The sequence below is a fragment of the Streptomyces sp. NPDC046203 genome (assembly GCF_040646255.1).
Classification (GTDB): Bacteria; Actinomycetota; Actinomycetes; order Streptomycetales; family Streptomycetaceae; genus Streptomyces.
This window is the reverse complement of record NZ_JBEYZX010000014.1, coordinates 48,795-70,926: the sequence shown is the minus strand read 5'-3', so window position 1 is coordinate 70,926 and position 22,132 is coordinate 48,795. Positions and strand designations below refer to the sequence as shown.

Annotated in this window: 23 protein-coding genes and 1 tRNA gene; 19 read left to right on the top strand and 5 right to left on the bottom strand. The window is 72.4% G+C overall.

Translation table 11 applies throughout. The annotated features are described in order from the left end of the window. Positions 1–154: 154 nt before the first annotated feature. From hrcA to ABZ990_RS14095, 7 genes are all read left to right on the top strand, one after another. Entirely contained in the window at positions 155–1,174 is a 1,020-nt protein-coding gene (hrcA, locus tag ABZ990_RS14125; RefSeq protein WP_361230392.1) for a heat-inducible transcriptional repressor HrcA, read from the top strand. After that, positions 1,175–2,314, top strand: coding sequence for a molecular chaperone DnaJ (gene dnaJ, locus ABZ990_RS14120; RefSeq protein ID WP_361230389.1), 1,140 nt, complete (start codon positions 1,175–1,177; stop codon positions 2,312–2,314). It begins immediately after the preceding gene. A 315-nt stretch (positions 2,315–2,629) separates the two neighbouring features. Beyond that, positions 2,630–3,829: a nitronate monooxygenase gene (locus tag ABZ990_RS14115; protein WP_361230386.1), complete on the top strand. Its 1,200-nt coding sequence runs from the start codon at positions 2,630–2,632 to the stop codon at positions 3,827–3,829. Continuing rightward, a complete protein-coding gene (locus ABZ990_RS14110; RefSeq protein ID WP_361230383.1) occupies positions 3,826–4,569 on the top strand; it encodes a 16S rRNA (uracil(1498)-N(3))-methyltransferase in 744 nt (247 codons plus the stop codon). The genes ABZ990_RS14115 and ABZ990_RS14110 overlap by 4 nt, the downstream gene beginning before the upstream one ends. Positions 4,570–4,772: 203 nt before the next feature. Further along, positions 4,773–5,132, top strand: a complete 360-nt coding sequence (locus ABZ990_RS14105; RefSeq protein WP_361230516.1) for a histidine triad nucleotide-binding protein — start codon at positions 4,773–4,775, stop codon at positions 5,130–5,132. A gap of 15 nt (positions 5,133–5,147) precedes the next feature. Continuing rightward, a complete protein-coding gene (locus tag ABZ990_RS14100; protein WP_361230380.1) occupies positions 5,148–6,050 on the top strand; it encodes a ribonuclease Z in 903 nt (300 codons plus the stop codon). Between the two features lie 144 nt (positions 6,051–6,194). Further along, positions 6,195–7,193, top strand: a complete 999-nt coding sequence (locus ABZ990_RS14095; RefSeq protein ID WP_361230377.1) for an adenosine deaminase — start codon at positions 6,195–6,197, stop codon at positions 7,191–7,193. A 53-nt stretch (positions 7,194–7,246) separates the two neighbouring features. Here the strand turns inward: ABZ990_RS14095 and ABZ990_RS14090 are convergent, their stop codons facing one another. Further along, positions 7,247–7,438 (bottom strand): hypothetical protein, encoded by a 192-nt coding sequence (locus tag ABZ990_RS14090; RefSeq protein ID WP_361230374.1) that lies wholly within the window; start codon positions 7,436–7,438, stop codon positions 7,247–7,249. Between the two features lie 211 nt (positions 7,439–7,649). Further along, the gene (locus ABZ990_RS14085; RefSeq protein WP_361230371.1) at positions 7,650–9,035 is read right to left on the bottom strand and encodes an MFS transporter; all 1,386 of its coding nucleotides are present in this window, start codon (positions 9,033–9,035) and stop codon (positions 7,650–7,652) included. Between the two features lie 403 nt (positions 9,036–9,438). On the opposite strand from ABZ990_RS14085, the gene ABZ990_RS14080 reads away from it, so the two are divergent. The 5 genes from ABZ990_RS14080 (at position 9,439) to ABZ990_RS14060 (ending at position 14,357) form a co-directional block, all read left to right on the top strand. After that, complete coding sequence (locus tag ABZ990_RS14080; protein ID WP_361230368.1) at positions 9,439–10,662, top strand: PfkB family carbohydrate kinase; 1,224 nt, start codon at positions 9,439–9,441, stop codon at positions 10,660–10,662. A gap of 287 nt (positions 10,663–10,949) precedes the next feature. After that, positions 10,950–12,023, top strand: coding sequence for a PhoH family protein (locus tag ABZ990_RS14075; protein WP_361230365.1), 1,074 nt, complete (start codon positions 10,950–10,952; stop codon positions 12,021–12,023). Between the two features lie 12 nt (positions 12,024–12,035). Continuing rightward, the gene (gene ybeY, locus ABZ990_RS14070) at positions 12,036–12,539 is read left to right on the top strand and encodes an rRNA maturation RNase YbeY (protein WP_361230362.1); all 504 of its coding nucleotides are present in this window, start codon (positions 12,036–12,038) and stop codon (positions 12,537–12,539) included. A gap of 25 nt (positions 12,540–12,564) precedes the next feature. Further along, complete coding sequence (locus ABZ990_RS14065) at positions 12,565–14,007, top strand: hemolysin family protein (RefSeq protein WP_361230359.1); 1,443 nt, start codon at positions 12,565–12,567, stop codon at positions 14,005–14,007. Next, a complete protein-coding gene (locus ABZ990_RS14060; protein WP_361230356.1) occupies positions 14,004–14,357 on the top strand; it encodes an MmcQ/YjbR family DNA-binding protein in 354 nt (117 codons plus the stop codon). Before ABZ990_RS14065 ends, ABZ990_RS14060 begins: the two co-directional genes overlap by 4 nt. 54 nt (positions 14,358–14,411) lie before the next feature. Here the strand turns inward: ABZ990_RS14060 and ABZ990_RS14055 are convergent, their stop codons facing one another. Further along, a complete protein-coding gene (locus tag ABZ990_RS14055) occupies positions 14,412–14,600 on the bottom strand; it encodes a hypothetical protein (protein ID WP_361230353.1) in 189 nt (62 codons plus the stop codon). A gap of 134 nt (positions 14,601–14,734) precedes the next feature. Here ABZ990_RS14055 and ABZ990_RS14050 point away from each other — a divergent pair, with 134 nt between their 5' ends. Next, positions 14,735–15,619 (top strand): helix-turn-helix transcriptional regulator, encoded by an 885-nt coding sequence (locus ABZ990_RS14050; RefSeq protein WP_361230350.1) that lies wholly within the window; start codon positions 14,735–14,737, stop codon positions 15,617–15,619. Positions 15,620–15,759: 140 nt separating this feature from the next. Next, positions 15,760–16,500: a hypothetical protein gene (locus tag ABZ990_RS14045; RefSeq protein ID WP_361230347.1), complete on the top strand. Its 741-nt coding sequence runs from the start codon at positions 15,760–15,762 to the stop codon at positions 16,498–16,500. A 68-nt stretch (positions 16,501–16,568) separates the two neighbouring features. Here ABZ990_RS14045 and ABZ990_RS14040 read toward each other — a convergent pair. Further along, a tRNA-Ser gene (locus tag ABZ990_RS14040) sits at positions 16,569–16,642 on the bottom strand. A gap of 99 nt (positions 16,643–16,741) precedes the next feature. Between ABZ990_RS14040 and ABZ990_RS14035 the strand changes: the two genes are divergently transcribed. The 5 genes from ABZ990_RS14035 to era all read left to right on the top strand — a co-directional run bounded on the left by ABZ990_RS14035 (position 16,742) and on the right by era (position 21,679). Further along, the gene (locus ABZ990_RS14035; RefSeq protein ID WP_361230344.1) at positions 16,742–17,104 is read left to right on the top strand and encodes a cytidine deaminase; all 363 of its coding nucleotides are present in this window, start codon (positions 16,742–16,744) and stop codon (positions 17,102–17,104) included. A gap of 170 nt (positions 17,105–17,274) precedes the next feature. After that, positions 17,275–17,757 carry a hypothetical protein gene (locus ABZ990_RS14030; RefSeq protein ID WP_361230341.1) on the top strand — a complete coding sequence of 161 codons (483 nt, stop codon included), beginning with the start codon at positions 17,275–17,277 and terminating at the stop codon, positions 17,755–17,757. A 254-nt stretch (positions 17,758–18,011) separates the two neighbouring features. Continuing rightward, positions 18,012–19,361, top strand: coding sequence for a beta-xylosidase (locus ABZ990_RS14025; protein ID WP_361230338.1), 1,350 nt, complete (start codon positions 18,012–18,014; stop codon positions 19,359–19,361). A 212-nt stretch (positions 19,362–19,573) separates the two neighbouring features. After that, positions 19,574–20,698, top strand: coding sequence for a DUF916 domain-containing protein (locus ABZ990_RS14020; RefSeq protein ID WP_361230335.1), 1,125 nt, complete (start codon positions 19,574–19,576; stop codon positions 20,696–20,698). Positions 20,699–20,719: 21 nt separating this feature from the next. Then, the gene (gene era, locus ABZ990_RS14015) at positions 20,720–21,679 is read left to right on the top strand and encodes a GTPase Era (RefSeq protein ID WP_361230332.1); all 960 of its coding nucleotides are present in this window, start codon (positions 20,720–20,722) and stop codon (positions 21,677–21,679) included. A gap of 80 nt (positions 21,680–21,759) precedes the next feature. Here era and ABZ990_RS14010 read toward each other — a convergent pair whose 3' ends face one another. Next, complete coding sequence (locus ABZ990_RS14010) at positions 21,760–22,077, bottom strand: protealysin inhibitor emfourin (RefSeq protein WP_361230329.1); 318 nt, start codon at positions 22,075–22,077, stop codon at positions 21,760–21,762. Positions 22,078–22,132 lie beyond the last annotated feature (55 nt).

The window sequence follows — 22,132 nt, the reverse complement described above, 5'->3', positions numbered from 1 at the left end:
CGGGACGCTAACTGTTCGAAGGGTGCCCAGCCCGCCTCCTTGCCAGGAGCGACGTCCGCCGCCTTACACTTGCGGGTGGATTCCTGGCACTCGAACAGGGTGAGTGCCAAAAGCGGGACAAGCGGAACCGGAACGACAGCTGGAGGTGCGCGCGATGCTCAGCGAACGCAGACTCGAGGTGCTGCGCGCGATCGTCCAGGACTACGTCGGGACGGAGGAGCCGGTCGGCTCCAAGGCGCTCACCGAGCGTCACAAGCTCGGCGTGTCGCCCGCCACCGTCCGCAACGACATGGCGGTCCTGGAGGACGAGGGCTTCATCGCCCAGCCGCACACCAGCGCCGGCCGCATCCCCACGGACAAGGGCTATCGCCTCTTCGTCGACCGTCTGGCCGGCGTCAAGCCGCTGTCGACCCCCGAGCGGCGGGCGATCCACAACTTCCTCGACGGCGCCGTCGACCTCGACGACGTCGTCGCCCGCACGGTCCGGCTGCTCGCGCAGCTGACCCGGCAGGTCGCCGTCGTGCAGTACCCTTCGCTGACCCGTTCGACGGTGCGGCACGTGGAACTGCTCTCGCTGGCGCCCGCCCGGCTCATGCTCGTGCTCATCACGGACACCGGCCGGGTCGAGCAGCGGGTCGTCGACTGTCCCGCGCCGTTCGGCGAGAACTCCCTCGCCGATCTGCGGGCCCGGCTCAACAGCCGGGTCGTCGGCCGCCGGTTCGCCGACGTGCCGCAGCTGGTGCAGGATCTGCCGGAATCCTTCGAGGACATCGAGGACCGGGGTACCGTCTCGACGGTCCTCGCCACCCTGCTCGAAACCCTCGTCGAACAGCGCGAGGAACGGCTCATGATCGGCGGCACCGCCAATCTGACCCGCTTCGGGCACGATTTCCCCCTGACGATCAGGCCCGTCCTGGAAGCTCTTGAGGAGCAGGTCGTGCTTCTCAAGCTGCTCGGCGAGGCCAAGGAATCGGGCATGACCGTACGGATCGGGCACGAGAACGCCCATGAGGGACTCACGTCCACATCCGTCGTCTCGGTCGGCTACGGTTCGGGCGGCGAGGCAGTCGCCAAACTCGGCGTGGTCGGACCGACCCGCATGGATTACCCCGGAACGATGGGAGCGGTACGCGCAGTGGCACGTTACGTCGGACAGATCCTGGCGGAGTCGTAAGTGGCCACGGACTACTACGCCGTACTCGGCGTGCGCCGCGACGCTTCACAGGACGAGATCAAGAAGGCATTCCGCCGCCTCGCCCGTGAGCTCCACCCGGACGTGAACCCGGACCCGAAGACCCAGGAGCGGTTCAAGGAGATCAACGCCGCTTACGAGGTGCTCTCCGACCCGCAGAAGAAGCAGGTCTACGACCTCGGCGGCGACCCGCTGTCCGCCTCCGGCGGCGCCGGTGGTGCCGGCGGCTTCGGCGCGGGCGGCTTCGGGAACTTCTCGGACATCATGGACGCCTTCTTCGGTACGGCGTCCCAGCGCGGCCCGCGCTCGCGTACCCGGCGCGGCCAGGACGCGATGATCCGCCTGGAGATCACCCTCGACGAGGCGACCTTCGGCACCACCAAGGACATCCAGGTCGACACGGCCGTGGTCTGCACCACCTGCTCCGGCGAGGGTGCCGCCCCCGGCACCTCGGCGCAGACCTGTGACATGTGCCGAGGCCGCGGTGAGGTCTCCCAGGTCACCCGGTCCTTCCTGGGCCAGGTCATGACCTCGCGCCCGTGCCCGCAGTGTCAGGGCTTCGGCACCGTCGTCCCGACCCCGTGCCCCGAGTGCGCGGGCGACGGCCGGGTGCGCTCGCGCCGTACCCTCACGGTCAAGATCCCCGCCGGTGTCGACAACGGCACCCGCATCCAGCTCGCGGGCGAGGGCGAGGTCGGCCCCGGCGGCGGCCCCGCCGGCGACCTGTACGTCGAGATCCACGAGCTTCCGCACGAGGTCTTCCAGCGGCGCGGCGACGACCTGCACTGCACGGTGACCATCCCGATGACGGCGGGCGCGCTCGGCACCAAGGTGCCGCTGACGACGCTCGACGGTGTCGAGGAGATCGACATCCGGCCGGGCACCCAGTCCGGCCAGTCGGTCCCGCTGCACGGCCGGGGCGTCACCCACCTGCGCGGCAACGGCCGAGGCGACCTGATCGTGCACGTCGAGGTCCAGACCCCGACGAAGCTCGACGCCGAGCAGGAGCGACTGCTGCGCGAACTGTCCAAGCTGCGGGGAGAGGAACGGCCCACGGGGCAGTTCCAGCCTGGGCAGCAGGGGCTGTTCTCGCGGCTGAAGGATGCCTTCAACGGGCGGTAGGCGCTCTGCCGGGGGTCCGGGGGTCGCCCCCCCGGGTCGGCACAGTCAGCCCGGGCGGCAGGGGCTGTTCTCGCGGCTGAAGGATGCCTTCAACGGACGGTAGGTCCTGGTAGGACCTGCCTCCGGCAGGTCTTCCGCCCGGTGGGTCTTCGGCTGTTTCGACGGTCGGAAGCTCCCGCCGGTTCATCGGCCCGACGGTCTTCCGAGGGGCGGTCCGCACATCGTGCGGGCCGCCCCTCGCGCGTACCCCGTTCGCCCCGGCTCGCCCCCGCCCGCTGATTCGGCGCGCTCGCGGTGGCATGAAACGATGCCCGCATGTCCACCGCGCTGAACGATCTCTCCCGGTATCCGATCGTGCAGGCCCCCATGGCCGGCGGCGGATCCTGCCCGGATCTCGTCGGCGCCGTCTGCGAGGCGGGCGCGCTCGGTTTCCTGGCGGGCGGGTACAAGACCGCCGGCGGGCTGTACCAGGAGATCAAGCAGGTCCGAGGGCTCACCGCGCGGCCCTTCGGGGTCAATCTGTTCGTCCCGCCGCGCGACCAGCCGGCCGATCCGGCCGCCGTCGAGGTCTACCGGCACCAGCTGGCCGGCGAGGCGGGCTGGTACGAGACCGAGCTGGGCGATCCCGACCAAGGCCGTGACGACGCGTACGACGCCAAGCTGGCGATCCTCCTCGACGACCCCGTGCCGGTCGTCTCCTTCACCTTCGGCTGCCCCGACCGCGACACGCTCGACGCGTTCGCCCGGGCCGGCACGTACACGATCGTCACCGTCACCTCCGCCGAGGAGGCCCGGACGGCCGAGCGGGCCGGCGCCGCCGCGATCGGCGTGCAGGGCACCGAGGCCGGCGGCCACCAGGGCACCCACCGCGACGATCCCGCCGACGGGCCCTCGGCGGGCAGCGGCAGCGCGCTGCTGCCGCTGATCACGGAGGTACGGGAGCGGGTCCGGCTGCCGATCATCGCCGCCGGCGGGATCATGCGCGGCCGGCAGATCGCCGCCGTCCTCGCGGCGGGCGCCGACGCGGCCCAGCTCGGCACCGCCTTCCTCGTCTGCCCGGAGTCCGGGGCGCACCCGCTGCACAAGCGGGCCCTGACCGATCCGGCCCTCACGGCCCTGTTCACCCGTACCGAGCTGACCCGGGCGTTCTCCGGGCGCCCGGCGCGCGGTCTGGTGAACCGGTTCATGCGCGAGCACGGGCCGTACGCCCCGGCCGCGTACCCCGAGGTCCACCACCTCACCGCCCCGTTGCGGCGAGCCGCCGCGGCGGCCGGGGATCCGCAGGCCATGGCGCTGTGGGCCGGGCAGGGGCACCGGCTGGCCCGGGAGCTGCCGGCCGGGCGGCTGGTCGAGGTACTGGCCGAGGAACTCCACACCGCGCTCTACGGCGGCACCGACGCCCCCGGCGCCCCAGGCATCTCCGGTATCTCCGGCCTCCCCGGCACCTCTGGCCTCCCCGGTACCCCCGGCACCACTGGCATCACCGGCAGCATCAGTCCCAGGAGCACTTCGTGACCGCACCCGTCTTCGTCGTCGACACCCTTCCCGGTACCCGTCTGTTCGTCCTGGACGGGCCCGAGGGCCGGCACGCCGTCTCCGTGAAGCGGCTCCAGCCGGGCGAGGACGTCGTCCTGACCGACGGCCGGGGCCGCTGGGTCGAGGGCGTGGTGTCCGCCGTGGAGGGCAAGGACCGGCTGACCGTGGAGACGTCCGCGCTGCACGAGGAGCCCGAGCCGGTGCCCTCGATCACCGTCGTCCAGGCCCTGCCCAAGGGCGACCGAGGGGAACTGGCCGTCGAGACCATGACGGAGACCGGCGTCGACGCGATCGTGCCGTGGGCCGCGTCCCGCTGCATCACCCAGTGGAAGGGCGAGCGCGGGCAGAAGGCCCTCACCAAGTGGCGCAGCACCGCCCGTGAGGCCGGCAAGCAGTCGCGCCGCACCCGGTTCCCCGAGGTCGCCGAGCTGATGACGTCCAAGCAGGTCGCCGCCCTGCTCGCGGGCGCCGACTTCGCCGCCGTGCTGCACGAGGACCGCAACCACCCGAGCGAGGCCCTCGCCACCGCCGAACTCCCGCGCGAGGGGACGATCGTGCTCGTCGTCGGGCCCGAGGGGGGCGTGTCCCCGGAGGAGCTGGCCCTGTTCGAGGCGGCGGGCGCCCGGCCGTACCGGCTCGGGCCCAGCGTCCTGCGCACCTCCACGGCGGGTACGGCGGCCACCGCGCTCGTCCTCGGCCGCACCGGCCGCTGGTCGTAGGCGTAGGCGTAGGCGTACGGATACGGTGCGGGACCGGCCGGGGCCGTGAGGACCGGACCGGGGGACGTTCCGGCGGGGCTGTCGGAGGCCCCCGATAGCATGCGCGTGTACGTGTGATCGCGATCAAGTTCGAGACCGTGAGCGAGCACGCGTCCCAGTTCGAGATCGAGTTCGAGTTCGACCGAGGCGAGGAGGACGAGGCCATGGCCGGAGAGCCGCAGAGCGACTGCCTGTTCTGCAAGATCGTGGCGGGGGAGGTCCCGGCGACGATCGTGCGCGAGACGGAGACGACCGTCGCGTTCCGGGACATCAACCCGCAGGCGCCCACCCACGTGCTCGTGATCCCGCGCGCCCACTACCCCGATGCCGCCTCCCTCGCGGCCGGTGCGCCGGCCGTAGCCGCCGACGTGCTGCGCGAGGCCGGAGAGGTCGCCGAGGCGGAGAAGGTGGACGGCAGCGGCTACCGCATCGTCCTCAACACCGGGGCCGGCGCGGGCCAGACCGTCTTCCACGCGCACGCCCACGTGCTGGGCGGCCGCGGCCTCAACTGGCCGCCCGGATAGGTCCGGAGCACCCCCTTGTCCGCACGTGAACTGGTCGTCCTCGGCACGGCCAGCCAGGTCCCGACCCGGCACCGCAACCACAACGGTTATCTGCTGCGCTGGGACGGGCAGGGCATCCTCTTCGACCCCGGCGAGGGCACGCAGCGCCAGATGCTGCGTGCCGGGGTCGCGGCGCACGACCTGAACCGGATCTGCGTCACGCACTTCCACGGCGACCACTCGCTCGGTCTGGCCGGGGTGATCCAGCGGATCAACCTCGACCAGGTCCCGCACCCGGTCGTCGCGCACTACCCGGCGAGCGGACAGCGGTACTTCGAGCGGCTGCGGTACGCCACGGCGTACCGCGAGACCGTCCGGCTGACCGAGGCACCCGTCGCCGCCGACGGGCCGCTCGCGGTCACCGACGCGTACACGCTCGAAGCCGCCCTGCTCTCCCACCCCGTGGAGTCGTACGGCTACCGCCTCGTCGAGCCGGACGGGCGCCGCATCCTGCCCGAGCGGCTCGCCACGCACGGCATCGCGGGCCCCGACGTGGGCCGGCTCCAGCGCGAGGGCGTCCTGCGCGGCGTCACGCTGGAGGAGGTCAGCGAGGTCCGGCGTGGGCAGCGGGTCGCGTTCATCATGGACACCCGGCTGTGCGACGGTGTGCACACGCTCGCCGACGGCGCCGATCTGCTCGTCATCGAGTCGACCTTCCTCGACGAGGACGTCCGGCTCGCCACCGACCACGGCCATCTGACGGCCGGCCAGGCCGCGGCGGTCGCGCGGGACGCGGGCGTACGGCACCTGGTCCTCACCCACTTCTCGCAGCGGTACACCGATCCGGCGGAGTTCGAACGGCAGGCGCGGGCGGCCGGGTTCACGGGTGAGCTGACCATCGCCCAGGACCTGATGACCGTCCCCGTACCGAAGCGATAGACCGACCGGCGTCGAGACCCGACCGGCGTCGAGACGGGCCGGCGCCGAGAGCGACCGGAGTCGAGACCCGACCGACGCCGAGACCGACCGGCGTCAAGACCGACCGACGCCGAGCCAGACCGAAGAGACAGAACGGCACCCCCCATGGCTTTCCCCAAGGCTGAACTGCACCTGCACATCGAAGGCACCCTCGAACCCGAGCTGGCCTTCGCCCTCGCCGCGCGCAACGGCGTCACCCTGCCGTACGCCGACACCGAGGCCCTGCGCGAGGCGTACCGCTTCGACGACCTCCAGTCCTTCCTGGACCTGTACTACGCCCTGATGGCCGTGCTGCGCACCGCCGAAGACTTCACCGAGCTGGCCGACGCCTATCTGGAGCGGGCCGCCGCGCAGGGCGTGCGGCACGCCGAGATCTTCTTCGACCCGCAGGCGCACACGGCCCGCGGGGTGCCGATCGGCACCGTCATCGAGGGCCTGGGCGCGTCCCTGGACCGCGCCGAGGAGCGGTTCGGCATCTCGACCCGGCTCATCATGTGCTTCCTGCGCGACGAGTCGGCCGAGTCGGCGATGGAGACGCTGCGGGCCGCCGGCCCGTACCTGGACCGGATCACCGGGGTCGGGCTCGACTCGGCCGAGGTCGGGCACCCGCCGGCGAAGTTCCGCGAGGTGTACGAGGAGGCCGCGCGGCTCGGGCTGCGACGCGTCGCGCACGCGGGCGAGGAGGGCCCGGCGGAGTACATCCGCGAGGCCCTCGACGTCCTCGGCGTGGAGCGGATCGACCACGGTCTGCGCTGCATGGAGGACCCGGAGCTGGTCGAGCGGCTGGTGCGGGAGCGGACGCCGCTGACGCTGTGCCCGCTGTCGAACGTGCGGCTGCGCGCCATCGACAAGATCGGCGACCACCCGCTGCGGGAGATGCTGGCGGCGGGGCTGATGGCGACGGTCAACTCGGACGACCCGTCGTACTTCGGCGGTTACGTCGGGGACAACTTCGACGCGGTGCGCGACGCCCTGTCCCTCACCCCGGACCAGCTGCGGACCCTGGCCCGCAACTCCTTCCTGGCGTCCTTCCTGGACGACGACGAGGACCGCCGGGAGAGGTACCTGGCGGAGGTCGAGGCGTACGACTTCTACCTGGCCTGATTCCGGCCTGATTCCGGCCCGGCCCGGCCCGGCCCGTCCGGTCCTGTCCCGTTCTACCCGGCCTCGTCCCGGGGCTTCGGCGGGCGCCGGAGGCGGTACAGCTTCCGGAGCCCGTCGACGACGAGGGCCGTGCCCGCGAGGACGGCGAAGACCGAGTACGGCACGGTGGCGACGACATCGGTCAGGTAGAGGGCGAGAAGCGCCGCGCCCGCGGCGACGGCCGCGCAGGCCGTCCATCTGTTCATGAGAACTCCCGCCAGTGTCGGAGAAGGCCGGGCGCGGGAAACGGCTGAGGCGCCGGGACCGCTCTGCCGGCCGTCGGGAGCCTACAACCCGGCGACACCACGCCCGATACGGTCCGGCACTGGCGTCGGCGTCGGCACCGGCACCGGCGTCGACAATCGGGTACCGGCACCGGCAACCGGGCACCGCCGCCGCCGACAGGTCGCCCCGCCCTCAGCCCCGCGAGCTCGGCCGCGCCAGGCGGAAGGCCGACTGGGCCAGGCGGCGGCCCCGGGAGGCGACGCGGATCGGGGTGACCTGCGCCTCCGGGGTGCCGATCTGGGGGAGCAGGGACGGCGGCGCGGGGGAGGTGCCCGCCAGGAACGCTGCCGGGGCGCCGCCGCGGCGGCGGATGGAGCCGGGGACCAGCGGGCGGCCGGAGGCGTGCCGGGCGACCGCCGTCATCGGCAGTCCGGCCAGGAGCAGCAGCACGCTCAGCGTGAGGCCCATGCCCGGGTAGCCCGCCGCCTCCGACAGCAGACTGCCGGTGACCGGCCCGCAGGCCACTCCGAGCGACGAGGCCGAGCCGACCAGGACCGCCCACCGGCCGCGCGCGTCCAGCGTGGCGGCGAGGCCGAGGAGGTAGGACAGGACGACCGGGTAGACCGCGTTCCAGAGGATCTCGCCGGTCGCGAAGGACACCGGGCCCGCCGCGGTCGCGCTGAGCAGGACGCACGCCGAGATCAGCACCGTACCGCCGCCGATCGGCACCGCCCGGCCGAGCCGCGAACCGAGCGCGCCCGCCGCGAGGACTCCCGCGAGCCCCGCCCCGAGTGCCACCGCGAACACCAGTCCGAGGGTCACCTCGGACAGACCCGCACGGGTGATCCCGATCCGGCCGCTCACGCCCCACAGCGCGTTCTGCGCCATCGACCAGAAGACGATCGCACCCGCCAGCGCCAGTCCGGCCGACCGCGCGGGCAGCGGCTGCGCGCCCCGGCCCGCGCCCGCACCCATGCCGGACCCCAGGGTCACCCCCGCGCCCTGCGGCGCCGCGTCCAGCACGCCCCGGCCCGGCCCCGGCAGCCACCGGGTCGCCGGGGACACCAGCACCGCCACGCCCGCGATCGCCAGGAACGGCAGCGCGTGGCCGCCGCCCAGCCGGGGCAGCGTCAGATACAGCGCGCCCGCCGTCGCGGACACCGACAGCAGACCGAGGGTGGACCCCCGCTGCGGATCGGGCCGGCCCGCGATGCCCGAGGCCGCGACCGCCGTCGACGTGCCCGAGCCGAAACCGCCGACCACCGCGCCCGCCACGACCAGCGGCAACAGCTCCGTGGCCGCCGCCGTCCCGTATCCCACGACCATCGCCGCGAGCCCGAACCGCGCCGTCCGGCGCGGGCCGAGCCGCTCCACCCGCCCGGCGAGCGTGAACCCGGCCGACGCCGAGCAGAGCAGCAGGACCGAGCCGACCATGCCGGCGTGGGCGGGGCGCAGGCCGAGGCTCTCGGACAGCCGGCCGACGACGGTCGGCAGCAGGTACGAGGCGAGGTAACCGGCCGTGAACAGGGAGACGAGAGCGACGAGCGCCCCCAGGGCACGCGGGCGGCGCGAGGACATGGGCGTTCCAGGAACTGAACAGGGAGGGGAGAGAGGCGCCCGGTGCTTCACGGGTCGCACGACCATGTGTACCAAGCAACCGAGGCGGCGGAGAAGGTGATATCCCCCGATTCAGTCTGTGATACGCGTCACGGTCGGTTTGGAACTCCAATGGCTGGGTATTCCAGGGCGAATTCGTCACGTTCGGCCTGCCTCGCGGGTCCGTTTCCGGCACACTGTGCGGACCGGCACCATCGACACCAGTGGCACCCTCCGTGCCCGCGTGCGCCCGAAGTATCCGACGCATCAGGCGCATCGGACGCGTGCGAAAGCATCCGACGCATCCGACGCGTCCGATGCCCCGGACGCCCCCGGCGTGCCACCGGTGCCGGTCCGCCGCCGCACCACGACCGGGGAGCCTGCCGTGACCGAACGCGACAACGACGTCGTCGACCCGCTGAGCCTGCTGCGCGAGCCCGGCGATCCGGCCTGCGACGTGTTCCTCACCGGCACGGTCTTCCTCGACATCATCTTCACCGGCCTCGACAGCGCGCCCGTCCGCGGCACCGAGTCCTGGGCCCGCGGCATGGGCTCCAGCCCCGGCGGCGTCGCCAACATGGCCACCGCGCTCGCCCGGCTCGGCCTGCGCACCTCGCTCGCCGCCGCGTTCGGCGACGACCACTACGGCGAGTACTGCTGGGACGCCCTCGAACAGGGCGAGGGCATCGACCTCTCGCTGTCCCGCACCATCGCCGGCTGGCACTCCCCGGTCACCGTCTCCATGGCCTACGAGGGCGAGCGGACGATGATCTCCCACGGCCACGCCGCCCCGCCCGCCGACGCGGACCTCGACCCCGGCACCGGACCTGGCGCCCCCCTCGACCCCGACTCCGGCACCGACCCCGGCATCGGTACCGACTCCGGCAGCGGCACCGACCCCGGCATCGACCTGACCGCCGCGGGCTCGGCGCGCGCCTGCCCGCCGAGGGCCCGCGCCGCCGTCGCCTCCCTGGTGCCCGGCCAGGAGGAGGAGTGGGTGGCCCGCGCGGCCCGCTCCGGCTCCCGGATCTTCGCCGACGTCGGCTGGGACGACACCGGCCGCTGGGACCTGGCCGCCCTCACCGACCTGGAGCACTGCGAGGCATTCCTCCCGAACGCCGCCGAGGCCATGCGCTACACCCGCACCGAGTGCCCCCGCGCCGCCGCCCGCGCGCTGGCCGACAAGGTCCGCTACGCCGTCGTCACCCTCGGCTCCGAGGGCGCCTACGCCGTCGACGGCGGCACCGGCGAGGTCGCCGAGGTGCCCGCCATCCAGGTCGCCGCCCTCGACCCGACCGGCGCCGGCGACGTCTTCGTGGCCGGCTTCGTCACCGGGACCCTGGCGGGCTGGCCGCTCGCCGACCGGCTCGCGTTCGCCGGACTCACCGCCGCCCTGTCCGTACAGGAGTTCGGGGGTTCCCTGTCCGCGCCGACCTGGGGCGAGATCGCCGCCTGGTGGCAGCAGGCGCAGCGGTACGACGGCCAGGACCCGGCCGCCCTGCGCGCCCGGTACGCCTTCCTGGAGGGGCTGCTCCCGGTCCCGGCCCGCCCCTGGGCGCTGCGCCGGGCCGTCCCGACCATCGGCTTCCGCCCGGCCCCGGCGCCGTAGGCACGTACCGGGTGCCGTAGGCCCGGTACGGGATCCCGTAGCCCCGTACTCGATCGGATCCCGTAGCCCCGCACCGGATCCCGTAACCGCGTGCCGGGGATCCGTCCCCGTCCCCGTCCCCGCCCTCGCGCACCGCTCGGCGCCCCGACCACCCTCCCCAACCCCTCCCCGCTCCCCGCAAAAAGACTTCTGGTGGGCGAGTGCGCAGTCGTACGCTGGGAAGCCGAGGGAACTCGAACGGCGAGGGCCCTGGTTCGGGAGGTTTACGCAGGCCACAGTGCCGGCCCATGAATCGGACACCCACAGCCCAGACCCCCGCGCCGGGGCAGGCGCGCGCCCAGTTCACCGTCCCCGCGAAGCACCCCATGGTGATGGTGCTCGGATCCGGTGACGCCCTGCTGCGCGTGATCGAGAAGGCGTTCCCGTCCACGGACATACATGTACGGGGAAACGAGATCAGCGCGGTCGGCGACGCGACGGAGGTCGCGGTCGTCCAGCGTCTGTTCGACGAGATGATGCTGGTGCTCCGCACCGGTCAGCCGATGACGGAGGACGCGGTGGAACGCTCGATCGCCATGCTGCGGAAGGAAGACGGGGAAGGCGCCGAGGAGACGCCCTCCGAGGTCCTCACCCAGAACATCCTCTCCAGCCGAGGCCGCACGATCCGCCCCAAGACCCTCAACCAGAAGCGCTACGTCGACGCCATCGACAAGCACACCATCGTCTTCGGCATCGGCCCCGCCGGTACCGGCAAGACCTATCTGGCCATGGCCAAGGCCGTGCAGGCGCTCCAGTCCAAGCAGGTCACCCGCATCATCCTGACCCGCCCGGCGGTCGAGGCCGGCGAGCGCCTCGGCTTCCTGCCCGGCACCCTCTACGAGAAGATCGACCCGTATCTGCGCCCGCTGTACGACGCGCTGCACGACATGCTCGACCCCGACTCCATCCCCAAGCTGATGGCGAGCGGAACGATCGAGGTCGCACCCCTGGCTTATATGAGGGGCCGCACCCTTAATGACGCCTTCATCATCCTGGACGAGGCGCAGAACACGAACCCCGAGCAGATGAAGATGTTCCTCACCCGCCTCGGCTTCGACTCGAAGATCGTCATCACCGGCGACATCACCCAGGTCGACCTCCCCGGCGGTACGAAGAGCGGTCTGCGGCAGGTCCGGGACATCCTGGACGGGGTGCCGGACGTGCACTTCTCCACGCTCACGTCGCAGGATGTCGTACGGCACAAGCTCGTCGGCCGTATCGTCGACGCGTACGAGAAGTACGACAGCCGCAGCGAAAGCGGGCGCGACAGCCGCGACCGTGAGCACGACGGCGGTCGTCGGGAACGCCGCAACGGGAAGTAGAAACAGCAGCACATGTCGATCGACGTCAACAACGAGTCCGGCACCGAGGTCGACGAGCAGGCGATCCTCGACATCGCCCGCTACGCCCTCGCGCGCATGCGCATCCACCCGCTCTCCGAGCTTTCGGTGATCGTCGTGGACGCCGGGGCGATGGAAGAGCTCCACATCCAGTGGATGGACCTGCCGGGCCCGACGGATGTCATGTCCTTCCCGATGGACGAACTGCGTCCGCCGTCGAAGGACGACGAGAACGCCGAGCCCCCGCAGGGCCTCCTCGGCGACATCGTGCTCTGCCCCGAGGTCGCCAAGAAGCAGGGCGAGGACGCGCCGACCGGGCACTCCATGGACGAGGAGCTGCAGCTGCTCACCGTCCACGGAGTGCTGCACCTGCTCGGCTACGACCACGAGGAGCCGGACGAGAAGGCCGAGATGTTCGGTCTCCAGGCCGCCATCGTGGACGGCTGGCGCGCGGAGAAGGGCCTGACCGGCCCGTCGCCGGCGCCGACCGTCAACTGACGCCGGACCGGACCGGTCGTCCGTCATGAACGCACAACTGATCCTCGGCGCGGTCGCCCTGGTGGTGATCGCCTGGCTCGCGGCCTGCGCCGAGGCCGGCATAGCCCGTGTCTCCAGTTTCCGCGCCGCCGAGGCCGTACGGTCCGGGCGGCGCGGGGCCGCGAAACTGACGCAGGTCGCCGCCGACCCCACCCGCTATCTCAATGTGGCGTTGCTCGTCCGCGTCGCCTGCGAGACGGCTGCGGGCGCCCTCGTCACCTTCGCGTGCCTGGAAGCCCTCCCGGAGACCTGGGAGGCGCTGCTCGTCGCGATCGCGGTGATGGTGCTCGTGTCGTACGTGGCCGTCGGCGTCTCGCCGCGCACCATCGGCCGCCAGCACCCGCTGAACACGGCGACCGCCGCCGCGTACGTCCTGCTGCCGCTGGCCCGGGTGATGGGCCCGATCCCGCAGCTGCTCATCCTCATCGGCAACGCGGTCACCCCCGGCAAGGGCTTCCGCAAGGGCCCCTTCGCCTCCGAGGCCGAACTGCGGGCCATGGTCGACCTCGCCGAGCGGGAGTCGCTCATCGAGGACGAGGAGCGCCGCATGGTGCACTCGGTCTTCGAGCTCGGCGACACCCTCGTCCGCGAGGTGATGGTGCCGCGCACCGACCTCGTGTGCATCGAGCGCCACAAGACCGTCCGACAGGCCCTCACCCTCGCACTGCGCTCCGGGTTCTCCCGGATCCCGGTGACGGGTGAGAACGAGGACGACATCGTCGGTGTCGTCTATCTGAAGGACCTGGTCCGCAAGACCCACATCAGCCGCGAGGCCGAGGCCGACCTGGTGTCCACGACGATGCGCCCGGCGGCGTTCGTCCCCGACACCAAGAACGCGGGCGATCTGCTGCGCGAGATGCAGCAGGACCGTACGCATGTCGCCGTCGTCATCGACGAGTACGGCGGCACGGCCGGCATCGTCACCATCGAGGACATCCTGGAAGAGATCGTCGGCGAGATCACCGACGAGTACGACCGGGAGCTGCCGCCCGTCGAGGAACTCGGCGGGGACCGCTACAGGGTCACCGCGCGCCTCGACATCGGCGATCTCGGCGAGCTGTACGGTTTCGGCCAGGACGAGTTCGACGACGAGGACGTGGAGACGGTCGGCGGTCTGCTCGCCAAGGCGCTGGGCCGGGTGCCGATCGCCGGGGCGAACGCCGTCGTGGAACTGCCGGACGGACGGGAGCTGCGGCTGACCGCCGAAGCCCCGGCCGGCCGCCGCAACAAGATCGTCACCGTGCTCGTCGAGCCGCTCGGCGAGGGCTGGGCGGACGGTGTGGACCGGATGGGCGGTGCGGGCGGTGCGGACGGTGCGGCCGGTAAGAACGGTGCGGACGGCGCCGGTGGTGCGGGTGGCGTGGCCGGTGCGGTCAGGTCGGCCGGTGCGGCCGGTGCCGGCGGTGGCGAGGAGGAAGCGGGACGATGACGCCGGAGCGGCTGAAGGCATTCTGCCTGGAGTTCGAGGACACGAGCGAGGAGTTCCCGTTCGGCCCGGAGACCTCGGTCTTCAAGGTCGCCGGGAAGATGTTCGCCCTCGCGTCGCTGGACGCCCGGCCGCTCTGGATCAACCTCAAGTGCGATCCGGACGACGCCGTACGGCTCCGTGAGGAGTACCCGGCGATCGTCCCCGGCTATCACATGAACAAGCGGCACTGGAACACGGTGACCGTGGGACAGCTTCCGGACCGCATGGTCCGGGAGCTGATCGAGGACTCGTACGACCTGGTCGTGGCGGGTCTGCCGAAGGCGGTACGGCTCCGGCTCGACCGGGCGTAGCGCCGGCGCGGTCCGGGGCGCCTGGGGCCTCCCCGGGGCGCGCCGGGCCTGTGCTCAGTGGGCGGTGGCTGTGTCCGTGGCGGCCGTGGCGGCGGTGGCGGCAGCGGCGGTACGGCGCAGGCCGGCCGCGACCACGGCGGCGGCCGTCAGGACGATCAGCGCGGTGAGGCCGAGGACCGTCCGCACACCCCCGTACACCGTGTCGCCGGCGGTGGCGAGCACCCCGACCAGCGGAGGAGCCACGGGGCCACCGGGGTCACCGGGGCCACCGGGGCGGCTGAGCGGCCGTGGCGGTCGCACCGGCCGGGCAGTCAGGCGGCCGAAGTGAGCAGGGCGCCGTCGGGCTTCGGGCCTCGGGCCCCGGGGGAGGAGCGCACATGGTCACGCTGGAGAGCACGGACAGCAGGGCGGCCCGACGGGCGGAACTCCGCGCGTTCCTGATGAGCCGCCGGGCCCGGATCAGCCCGGCCGAGGTGGGTCTCCCGGAGGGCGGTGCCCGGCGCCGTACGCCCGGACTGCGCCGCGAGGAGGTCGCCGTCCTGGCCGGGGTGGGGGCTTCCTGGTACCAGTGGTTGGAGCAGGGGAGGGACATCAGCGTCTCGCCGCAGGTGCTTGACTCGGTGGCGCGGGTGCTGCGGCTCAGCCCGGTGGAGCGGCGTCACCTGTACGTGCTCGCGGGGCTCAACCCGCCCGCGCCCGAGACCGCGCCGGCGGACCTGGACATGCACGCCGGGCTGCGCCGGCTGATCGACACCTGGATGCCGTTCCCGGCGGTCGTCATGGACGTGTACTGGAACGCGGTCCTTTACAACGATGCGGCGTCGATTGTCTTCGGCCTGCGCCCGGGAGCGCCGAGCAACTGCCTCGTCTCCTTTTTCACGGACCCGATCTACCAGTCACGGATAGCGAGTTGGGAAGAGACGGCGCCGAGGATCGTGGCCCAGTTCCGGGCGGCCTGTTCGGACAATCCGGGGGACGACGGATTCATGGCGCTGGTCGAGGAAGTGACGGCGGCGAGTGCGGTGTTCGCCGAATTGTGGGGCCGCCAGGACATTTTGCCGGGCGGCCAGAACCGCAAGGAACTGGAGCACCCGCTGGCGGGCGCGCTCGTCCTCGAATCGACCCAACTCCGGGTCCCCGCCCGCCCGGACCTGGTCCTCTCGCTCTACACCCCCCTTCCGGAAGCCGACACGGCGGCGAAGCTGGAATGGCTGGTGTCGCCGGAGGGGCGGCGCGGTGCGATGTACGGCGTTGCGAGCTAAGGCTTCTGAGTTGGGGTCACGGCGTCATCCGGTGGCGGGACTGTCAGTGGCCGGGGATATGGTCTTCGGGTACTTCGCCGCGCCGCCCGCGGCGGAGTGCTCTCTCATCCCCGTTTCTTTCGCCGAGGTAATTCACCGTAATGCGCACGCGATTCACCCGTGGTCTTTCCGCCGCTCTCGTCGTTTCCTCCCTCGCTCTGTCCGCCGCCGCGTGCGGTGGTGACGACAAGAAGGACGACGCCAAGAAGGACGGCGCGGACAAGCCCGCCGTCTCGGCCTCCGCCTCCACCGCCCCCGAGGCCGCCGCTCCGGCGAAGCCGATGACGGATGTCCAGGCGAAGGCCGCGGTCCTGGAGCTGAAGGACCTGCCGTCCGGAGGCTGGAAGGCGAGGAAGGCGGACGCGGGCAAGTCCGTCTACAAGGCGGACAAGGCCGTGTGCCAGCCGGTCGCCGAGGCGATGAACGCCTCCTTCACCGGTTCCACCAAGGGCCCGGGCGCCGAGTTCTTCATCGGCAAGAACACGTCCGAGCTGAGCCAGCAGCTGATGACCTTCTCCGGTACGGGCGCGGCCGACTTCACCAAGAAGCTCGCCGCCGCCGTGGACGCGTGCGCGGACTTCTCCGTCGAGACCGAGGGTCAGAAGGTGAAGGCCGGAGCGAAGAAGGTCACCGCCCCGCAGGGCGCGGAGGAGGCCATCGCCTTCACCTTCTCCATGGAGCTCGCGCCCGGCTTCAAGCTCGAGCCGACCATGCTCGTCGTCCGTCAGGGCGCGGACATCTTCCGTCTCATGCACCTCGCGGACGACGCCGCGGCCAAGAAGGACTTCGACGCGCTGGCCAAGACGGCCACCGACAAGTTCGTGAAGGCCGCGCAGGGCTGACCCCCTCCGGCGAGCGGTGACGAAGGCGGCCCCGGACCATCGGTCCGGGGCCGTTCGCGTCGAAGGGACGGGGCCGGCCGGATTCGAACCGACGTCTTCCCACATGTCGTGGGGGCGCGACGACCACTGCGCTACGAGCCCCGTCCCGTGAGGACCGTACACGCCGGGGCATCGCTCCGCCTCCTGTTTTACGGGGCGGGGCCGCCCCGGCGCGGCCCATCGGGCGGCCTATCCTCGGATCATGAACCTCAACCGCGAGCACGACGACCTCGGCGCCGAAGACCTCAAGATCATCACGCTGGCGCGCAGCGCCCGCGCCCGCAACGGGGTGCCGGAGGGCGCGGCGGTACGCGACGAGACCGGGCGGACGTACGTCGCCGGCACCGTCACGCTGGAGTCGCTGAAGCTGAGCGCGCTCCAGACGGCGGTCGCCATGGCCGTGGCCAGCGGCGCCCAGTCGCTGGAGGCCGCAGCGGTCGTTTCCGCCGCCGAAGCCGCCTCCGACGAAGACCGCGCCGCGGTACGCGACCTCGGCGGCGCGGACACCCCGGTCCTCCTCGCGGGCCTCGACGGCAGGCTGCGCGCGGCGGTCACGGCGGGCTGAGAAGGGGGCGGGGGGAACCTCCGGAGCGGGGCCGCACACCCCTTGTGCTCTTGTGAAGAATGCGGGTCAATGGCAGCGGTCCATATGATGGTCCGTCAGTAATCCGCAAGGCGCAGTTCACGCAGCGTCCGCACCCCTGCGTTCGTCATCGGAAGGGGTACGACCTCGCCATGAGAATCAGAAGCCGGAGCACTCTCGGGTTCGTCGCCGTGCTGTCCGGGGTGCTCGCCGCCGGGCTCACGTGCGCGCCGGGGGCCGCCGCCATCGCGCCCGGGACGGCCACGGCCACCTACGACTGCGGGATCTGGGGGACGGGTACCGCCAACCTCGCCGCCACGCAGTCCGGCACCTCGGCCACCCTCACCATCAAATCCGCCGTCAAGACGCCGGTCGCTGTCGGCGCCGACACGATCAACTCCACCCTGACCCTGGCCAAGGCCGGCGGCGGCACCCGGGTCTTCACCGGGACGAAGAACCCGGCGCTCCCCGCGAACGGGGCCGTGACCATGGGGCCCCTCACCGGGACGGTCGCCGCCGGCGACAGCCTCGATTCCTACTTCGCGGGCACCGCGCTCAAGATGGTGATCTTCGGTGTCACGGTGAACTGCGACGCGATCACCTCGCAGTCCCCGGGGCCCTTCGTCTTCAGCTGAGCCGCCCCGCCCGCCCGCCGAGAGCCCGATTCCCGGATCCTCCGACACTCTGATCCGCACCCGCCCCACGCCGGCCCGCCCGTGGCCGCAGGAGGAAATCACCTGCGCCCACGGGCTCTTGCGGGCCCGAAGTGGCTGGGCGGGGGTCCGGGCACCGTATCTGACGCACCGTCAAACACTTCACCCCGTGTCCCTTGACTTCTTCTGTCCCGGGTCCGTCAATGGCGCCCACTCATCCCTCAGGAGGGGCACTCATGGCACTCGACACACGCCGTGCGGCGGCCCGAAGACGGCGCCGCCAGGCGGCCGTTCTCGGCGTCGTCGTGCTCGCGGCAGCCGCGGGCGGGGCGTTCGCCGTTCCGGCCGGGGCGGTCGGTACGGCCGCGCAGACCGTGGACTTCGCCACCCACTGCGTCCCGCCGCCGATCGCGGGCATCCCGCCCATCGACGGGACGACGAGCGCGCGGGTCACCGTCGACACCCCCACGCCCAAGGTCGGCGACACGGTCACCGTCACCTACACGGTGACGAAGCCCGCCGCCTCCAACCCGGTGGATCTCGCGCTCCCGGCCGACATCATGACGCCGACCGGCAAGGTCGCTCTCGGCGGCGCCCAGTCCGGCGCGGTCGCGGTCACCGGAGAGAAGAAGAACCCGCCCGTTCCCGGCAAGGGCTCCTTCCCGTCCTTCTCCATGACGGGCACTTTCACCGTCACCGCGCCCGGCGCGATCACCCTCTCGCCCGGCGACTACAACATCCACACCAGCTACCTCATGGAGCTGGACACCCCCTGCACCGTCAGCGCCCCGCCCGCGCCGGTCTCCGAGACCGTCACGGCGACCGCCCCGCCCGGCGCGAACGAGCGCGCCCTCGAACTCGCCGCCCCCTCCGGCGCGCCCGGGGCCCGGGTCACCGTCTCCGGCCGGGGCTTCACCCCGCTCGCCGAGATCGTCGTCGCCGGCCGGGCCGGCGCGGCCGAGACCGCCGACCGGATGACGCTCGCCGCCGACAGCCAGGGCGGCTTCACCGCGCGCCTGAAGGTCAACGACAAGACGACGACCGGGATCGTCGCGTACGAGGGAACGGCATGGGACCCCGCCAAGGGCGCGGGCCCCGTCGCGTACACGGTCGTCGACGACACCCCCGCCCCGCCGAACAGCCAGAAGGTCACGGCCACCGTCAAGGCGGGCGAGCTGTCCATGACCCAGGCCGGGGACACCGTCGAGCTGTCCGCCGTCGACTTCGGCCGGGGCGGCGCGGCGACCGGCGCGCTGCGCACGGTGACGGTCAAGGACTTCCGGGGCGGCCCCGCGGGCTGGTCCCTGACGGGCAAGGTGACGGCGTTCACCGGGCCGGGCGGCGCGTCCGTCGACGCGGGCCGGTTCGGCTGGAACCCGTCATGCGCGACCAAGGCGGGCAGCCCCAGCACCTGTGTGCCCGGCAGCGCGGGGCCGGTCGGCGGCGACGGCGCCACCCTCGCCTCCACCCCGAACGGCGCGCTCACCGGCGGCGAGTTCACCGTCGACGCCGGCCTCACCCTCGACGTCCCGGCCTTCACCGCGCCCGGCAGCTACGCGGGTGTGCTCACGCTCACCCTGTCCTGAGACCGGGACGGGGGGTGGGGACTGGGACGGGGAATGGGGCCCGGGGCCGGGCCCCGCACGTGAAGCCGCGCGGCTCTGGACCCCGCCCGGCCGACCGCCCAGCCGACTGGCCCACCGACCGACTGGCCTTACCGACCGACCGACCGACCGCCGAGCGGGCCGGGTGCGCACCCGGCCGGCCCGCTCCCCATCCGCCCCGGGGGTTCCGCACCGTGCGCCGCAAGCCGTACGTCCTCCTCCTGAACGCCCTCCCGCCCCTCTCCCTCTCCCTTTTCCTCTTCCTCCCGTTCCTCGTGCTGACGTCCGCGCCGCCGGCCACCGCCGCCGAGAACGCCGAGTGGGCCGTCTACCCCGCCGCCTCGCACCTCGGCAGCCGCCCGTACTTCTATCTGACCGCCGACCCCGGGACGACCCTCACCGACCGGGTCACCGTCACCAACAAGAGCGCCGCCCCGCTGACCTTCCTCCTCTACGGTGCCGACGCCTACAACACCGCCCGCGACGGCGGGTTCGCCGTCCGCGGCCGCGAGGAGAAGCAGACCGGCGCCGGGGCCTGGATCAAGCCGGCCCGGGAACGGGTGACCGTGCCGCCGCGTTCGGCCGTCACCGTGCCGTACACCCTCACCGTCCCCGCCGACGCCGACCCCGGCGACCACCCGGGCGCCGTCGTCGCGCTCGACGAACGGATCGCCCGAGCCGACGCCCCAGGCCGGGGCACGGGCGGCGGGACGGTGGCGCTCGGGGTCCAGCGGGCCGTCGGTGCCCGGGTCTATCTGCGGGTCGGCGGCCCGACCGTGCCCGCCCTCGCCGTCGAGGACGTCACGCTCGACCAGGACCGTCCGCTGGTCCCCGGCACCGGCGCGAGCACGGCCGTCGTCTCGTACACCCTGCACAATCGCGGGAACGTCACCCTCAGCCCCAAGGCGGCGCTCCGGGCCCGGGGCCTGTTCGGTCGCACCCTGCTCGCCCGCGACCTGGACGGTCTGCCCGCCGAGCTGCTGCCCCGGCAGAAGATCCGGCTCACCAGCCGGTGGACGGGAGCGCCGCAGTTCGACCGGGGCGAGGTGACCGTGACGGCCACCGCCCGGGGAGTTCGCGAGTCGGCGGGTGTGTCCTTCGTCGCCCTGCCCTGGCTGCCACTGGCCGTGCTGCTCGCCGCCCTCCTCCTGGCGGGAGCGGTCGTCCTACGGCTCCGCAGGCGCGCCCGCCCCGGAACAGCCACCCGGAACGGACCCCAGGAAGGGACCCCGGAACGTGCCTCCGACCCCGCCTCCGACCCCCTCCCCGGTCCTGCCCGGACCCCCTCCCCGAAACCCGAAGCGGGACTGAGTACGTGATCGGCCCGCTCATCGGGGACAATGGCGTCCATGAGCGTGCGCACTGCCGAGACCGATGAGAACACCGCCCCCCACCGGGCGGGCTTCGCCTGCTTCGTCGGGCGCCCGAACGCGGGCAAGTCCACCCTGACGAACGCGCTCGTCGGCCAGAAGGTGGCGATCACCTCGAACCGGCCGCAGACCACCCGGCACACCGTGCGCGGCATCGTGCACCGCCCGGATGCCCAGCTGATCCTTGTGGACACCCCCGGCCTGCACAAGCCGCGCACCCTGCTCGGCGAGCGGCTGAACGACGTCGTGCGCACCACCTGGGCCGAGGTCGACGTGATCGGCTTCTGCCTGCCCGCCGACCAGAAGCTCGGCCCCGGCGACCGTTTCATCGCCAAGGAACTCGCCGAGGTCAAGAAGACCCCCAAGGTCGCCATCGTCACCAAGACCGACCTCGTCGACTCCAAGACCCTCGCCGAGCAGCTGATCGCCATCGATCAGCTCGGCCGTGAGCTGGGCATCGAGTGGGCGCAGATCGTGCCCGTCTCGGCCGTCGGCGACAAGCAGGTCCAGCTCGTGGCCGACCTGCTCATCCCGCTGCTGCCGGAGTCCCCGCCGCTGTACCCGGAGGGCGACCTCACCGACGAGCCCGAGATGGTGATGGTGGCCGAGCTGATCCGCGAGGCCGCGCTCGAAGGCGTACGGGACGAGCTGCCGCACTCCATCGCGGTCGTCGTGGAGGAGATGCTGCCGCGCGAGAACCGCCCGGCGGACCGCCCGCTGCTCGACATCCACGCCAACGTCTACATCGAGCGCCCCAGCCAGAAGGGCATCATCATCGGCCCCAAGGGCACGCGCCTGAAGGAGGTCGGCATGAAGTCGCGCAAGCACATCGAGGCGCTGCTCGGCACGCCGGTCTTCCTCGACCTGCATGTGAAGGTCGCCAAGGACTGGCAGCGGGACCCGAAGCAGCTCCGCAAGCTCGGCTTCTGAGCCCCGCCCCCCTCACACTCTCGGTACGCGAGCTCCGTACGACCGCACCCGCGGACTCACGGCCTCGTGGACTCACAGACTCACGCGCCCTCGGCGAGGACCTTCCTCACCAGGGCGCGTTGTGCGTCCGTGAGGTGCGGATCACGGAAGCGGACGGTACGGCCCCCGTTCCCGCCCCCGTTCCCGCCCCGGTCCCCGTCGATCGTGATCTCGTACGAGAAGCCGTCCGGCACGCCCTGACCGCCCGCGCCACCCTCACTCCCGTCCCCGCCCTTCCCGGCGGCGACGGCCTCGGCCAGGTCGTGCAGTTCGGCCGCGTCCGCGCGGCCGGCGGTGTCCACCTCCGCCGACCGTTCGATCCCCGCGAAACCACCTGTGCGCCGCACTCGAATCAGCATGCGCCCTGTCTACCTCACGACGGCGGCCGAGGCGGCCCGGACGGCCGTGGTGACC

Coding starts and splice junctions, on each gene's coding strand:
- ABZ990_RS14030 (WP_361230341.1), top strand. CDS start 17,275: ATGAGAATCAGAAGCCGGAGCACTCTCGGGTTCGTCGCCGTGCTGTCC.
- ABZ990_RS14090 (WP_361230374.1), bottom strand. CDS start 7,438: ATGAACAGATGGACGGCCTGCGCGGCCGTCGCCGCGGGCGCGGCGCTT.
- ABZ990_RS14085 (WP_361230371.1), bottom strand. CDS start 9,035: ATGTCCTCGCGCCGCCCGCGTGCCCTGGGGGCGCTCGTCGCTCTCGTC.
- ABZ990_RS14115 (WP_361230386.1), top strand. CDS start 2,630: ATGTCCACCGCGCTGAACGATCTCTCCCGGTATCCGATCGTGCAGGCC.
- ABZ990_RS14065 (WP_361230359.1), top strand. CDS start 12,565: ATGAACGCACAACTGATCCTCGGCGCGGTCGCCCTGGTGGTGATCGCC.
- ABZ990_RS14035 (WP_361230344.1), top strand. CDS start 16,742: ATGAACCTCAACCGCGAGCACGACGACCTCGGCGCCGAAGACCTCAAG.
- ABZ990_RS14010 (WP_361230329.1), bottom strand. CDS start 22,077: ATGCTGATTCGAGTGCGGCGCACAGGTGGTTTCGCGGGGATCGAACGG.
- ABZ990_RS14105 (WP_361230516.1), top strand. CDS start 4,773: ATGGCCGGAGAGCCGCAGAGCGACTGCCTGTTCTGCAAGATCGTGGCG.
- ABZ990_RS14050 (WP_361230350.1), top strand. CDS start 14,735: ATGGTCACGCTGGAGAGCACGGACAGCAGGGCGGCCCGACGGGCGGAA.
- ABZ990_RS14075 (WP_361230365.1), top strand. CDS start 10,950: ATGAATCGGACACCCACAGCCCAGACCCCCGCGCCGGGGCAGGCGCGC.
- ABZ990_RS14060 (WP_361230356.1), top strand. CDS start 14,004: ATGACGCCGGAGCGGCTGAAGGCATTCTGCCTGGAGTTCGAGGACACG.
- ABZ990_RS14025 (WP_361230338.1), top strand. CDS start 18,012: ATGGCACTCGACACACGCCGTGCGGCGGCCCGAAGACGGCGCCGCCAG.
- ABZ990_RS14045 (WP_361230347.1), top strand. CDS start 15,760: ATGCGCACGCGATTCACCCGTGGTCTTTCCGCCGCTCTCGTCGTTTCC.
- ybeY (WP_361230362.1), top strand. CDS start 12,036: ATGTCGATCGACGTCAACAACGAGTCCGGCACCGAGGTCGACGAGCAG.
- era (WP_361230332.1), top strand. CDS start 20,720: ATGGCGTCCATGAGCGTGCGCACTGCCGAGACCGATGAGAACACCGCC.
- ABZ990_RS14095 (WP_361230377.1), top strand. CDS start 6,195: ATGGCTTTCCCCAAGGCTGAACTGCACCTGCACATCGAAGGCACCCTC.
- hrcA (WP_361230392.1), top strand. CDS start 155: ATGCTCAGCGAACGCAGACTCGAGGTGCTGCGCGCGATCGTCCAGGAC.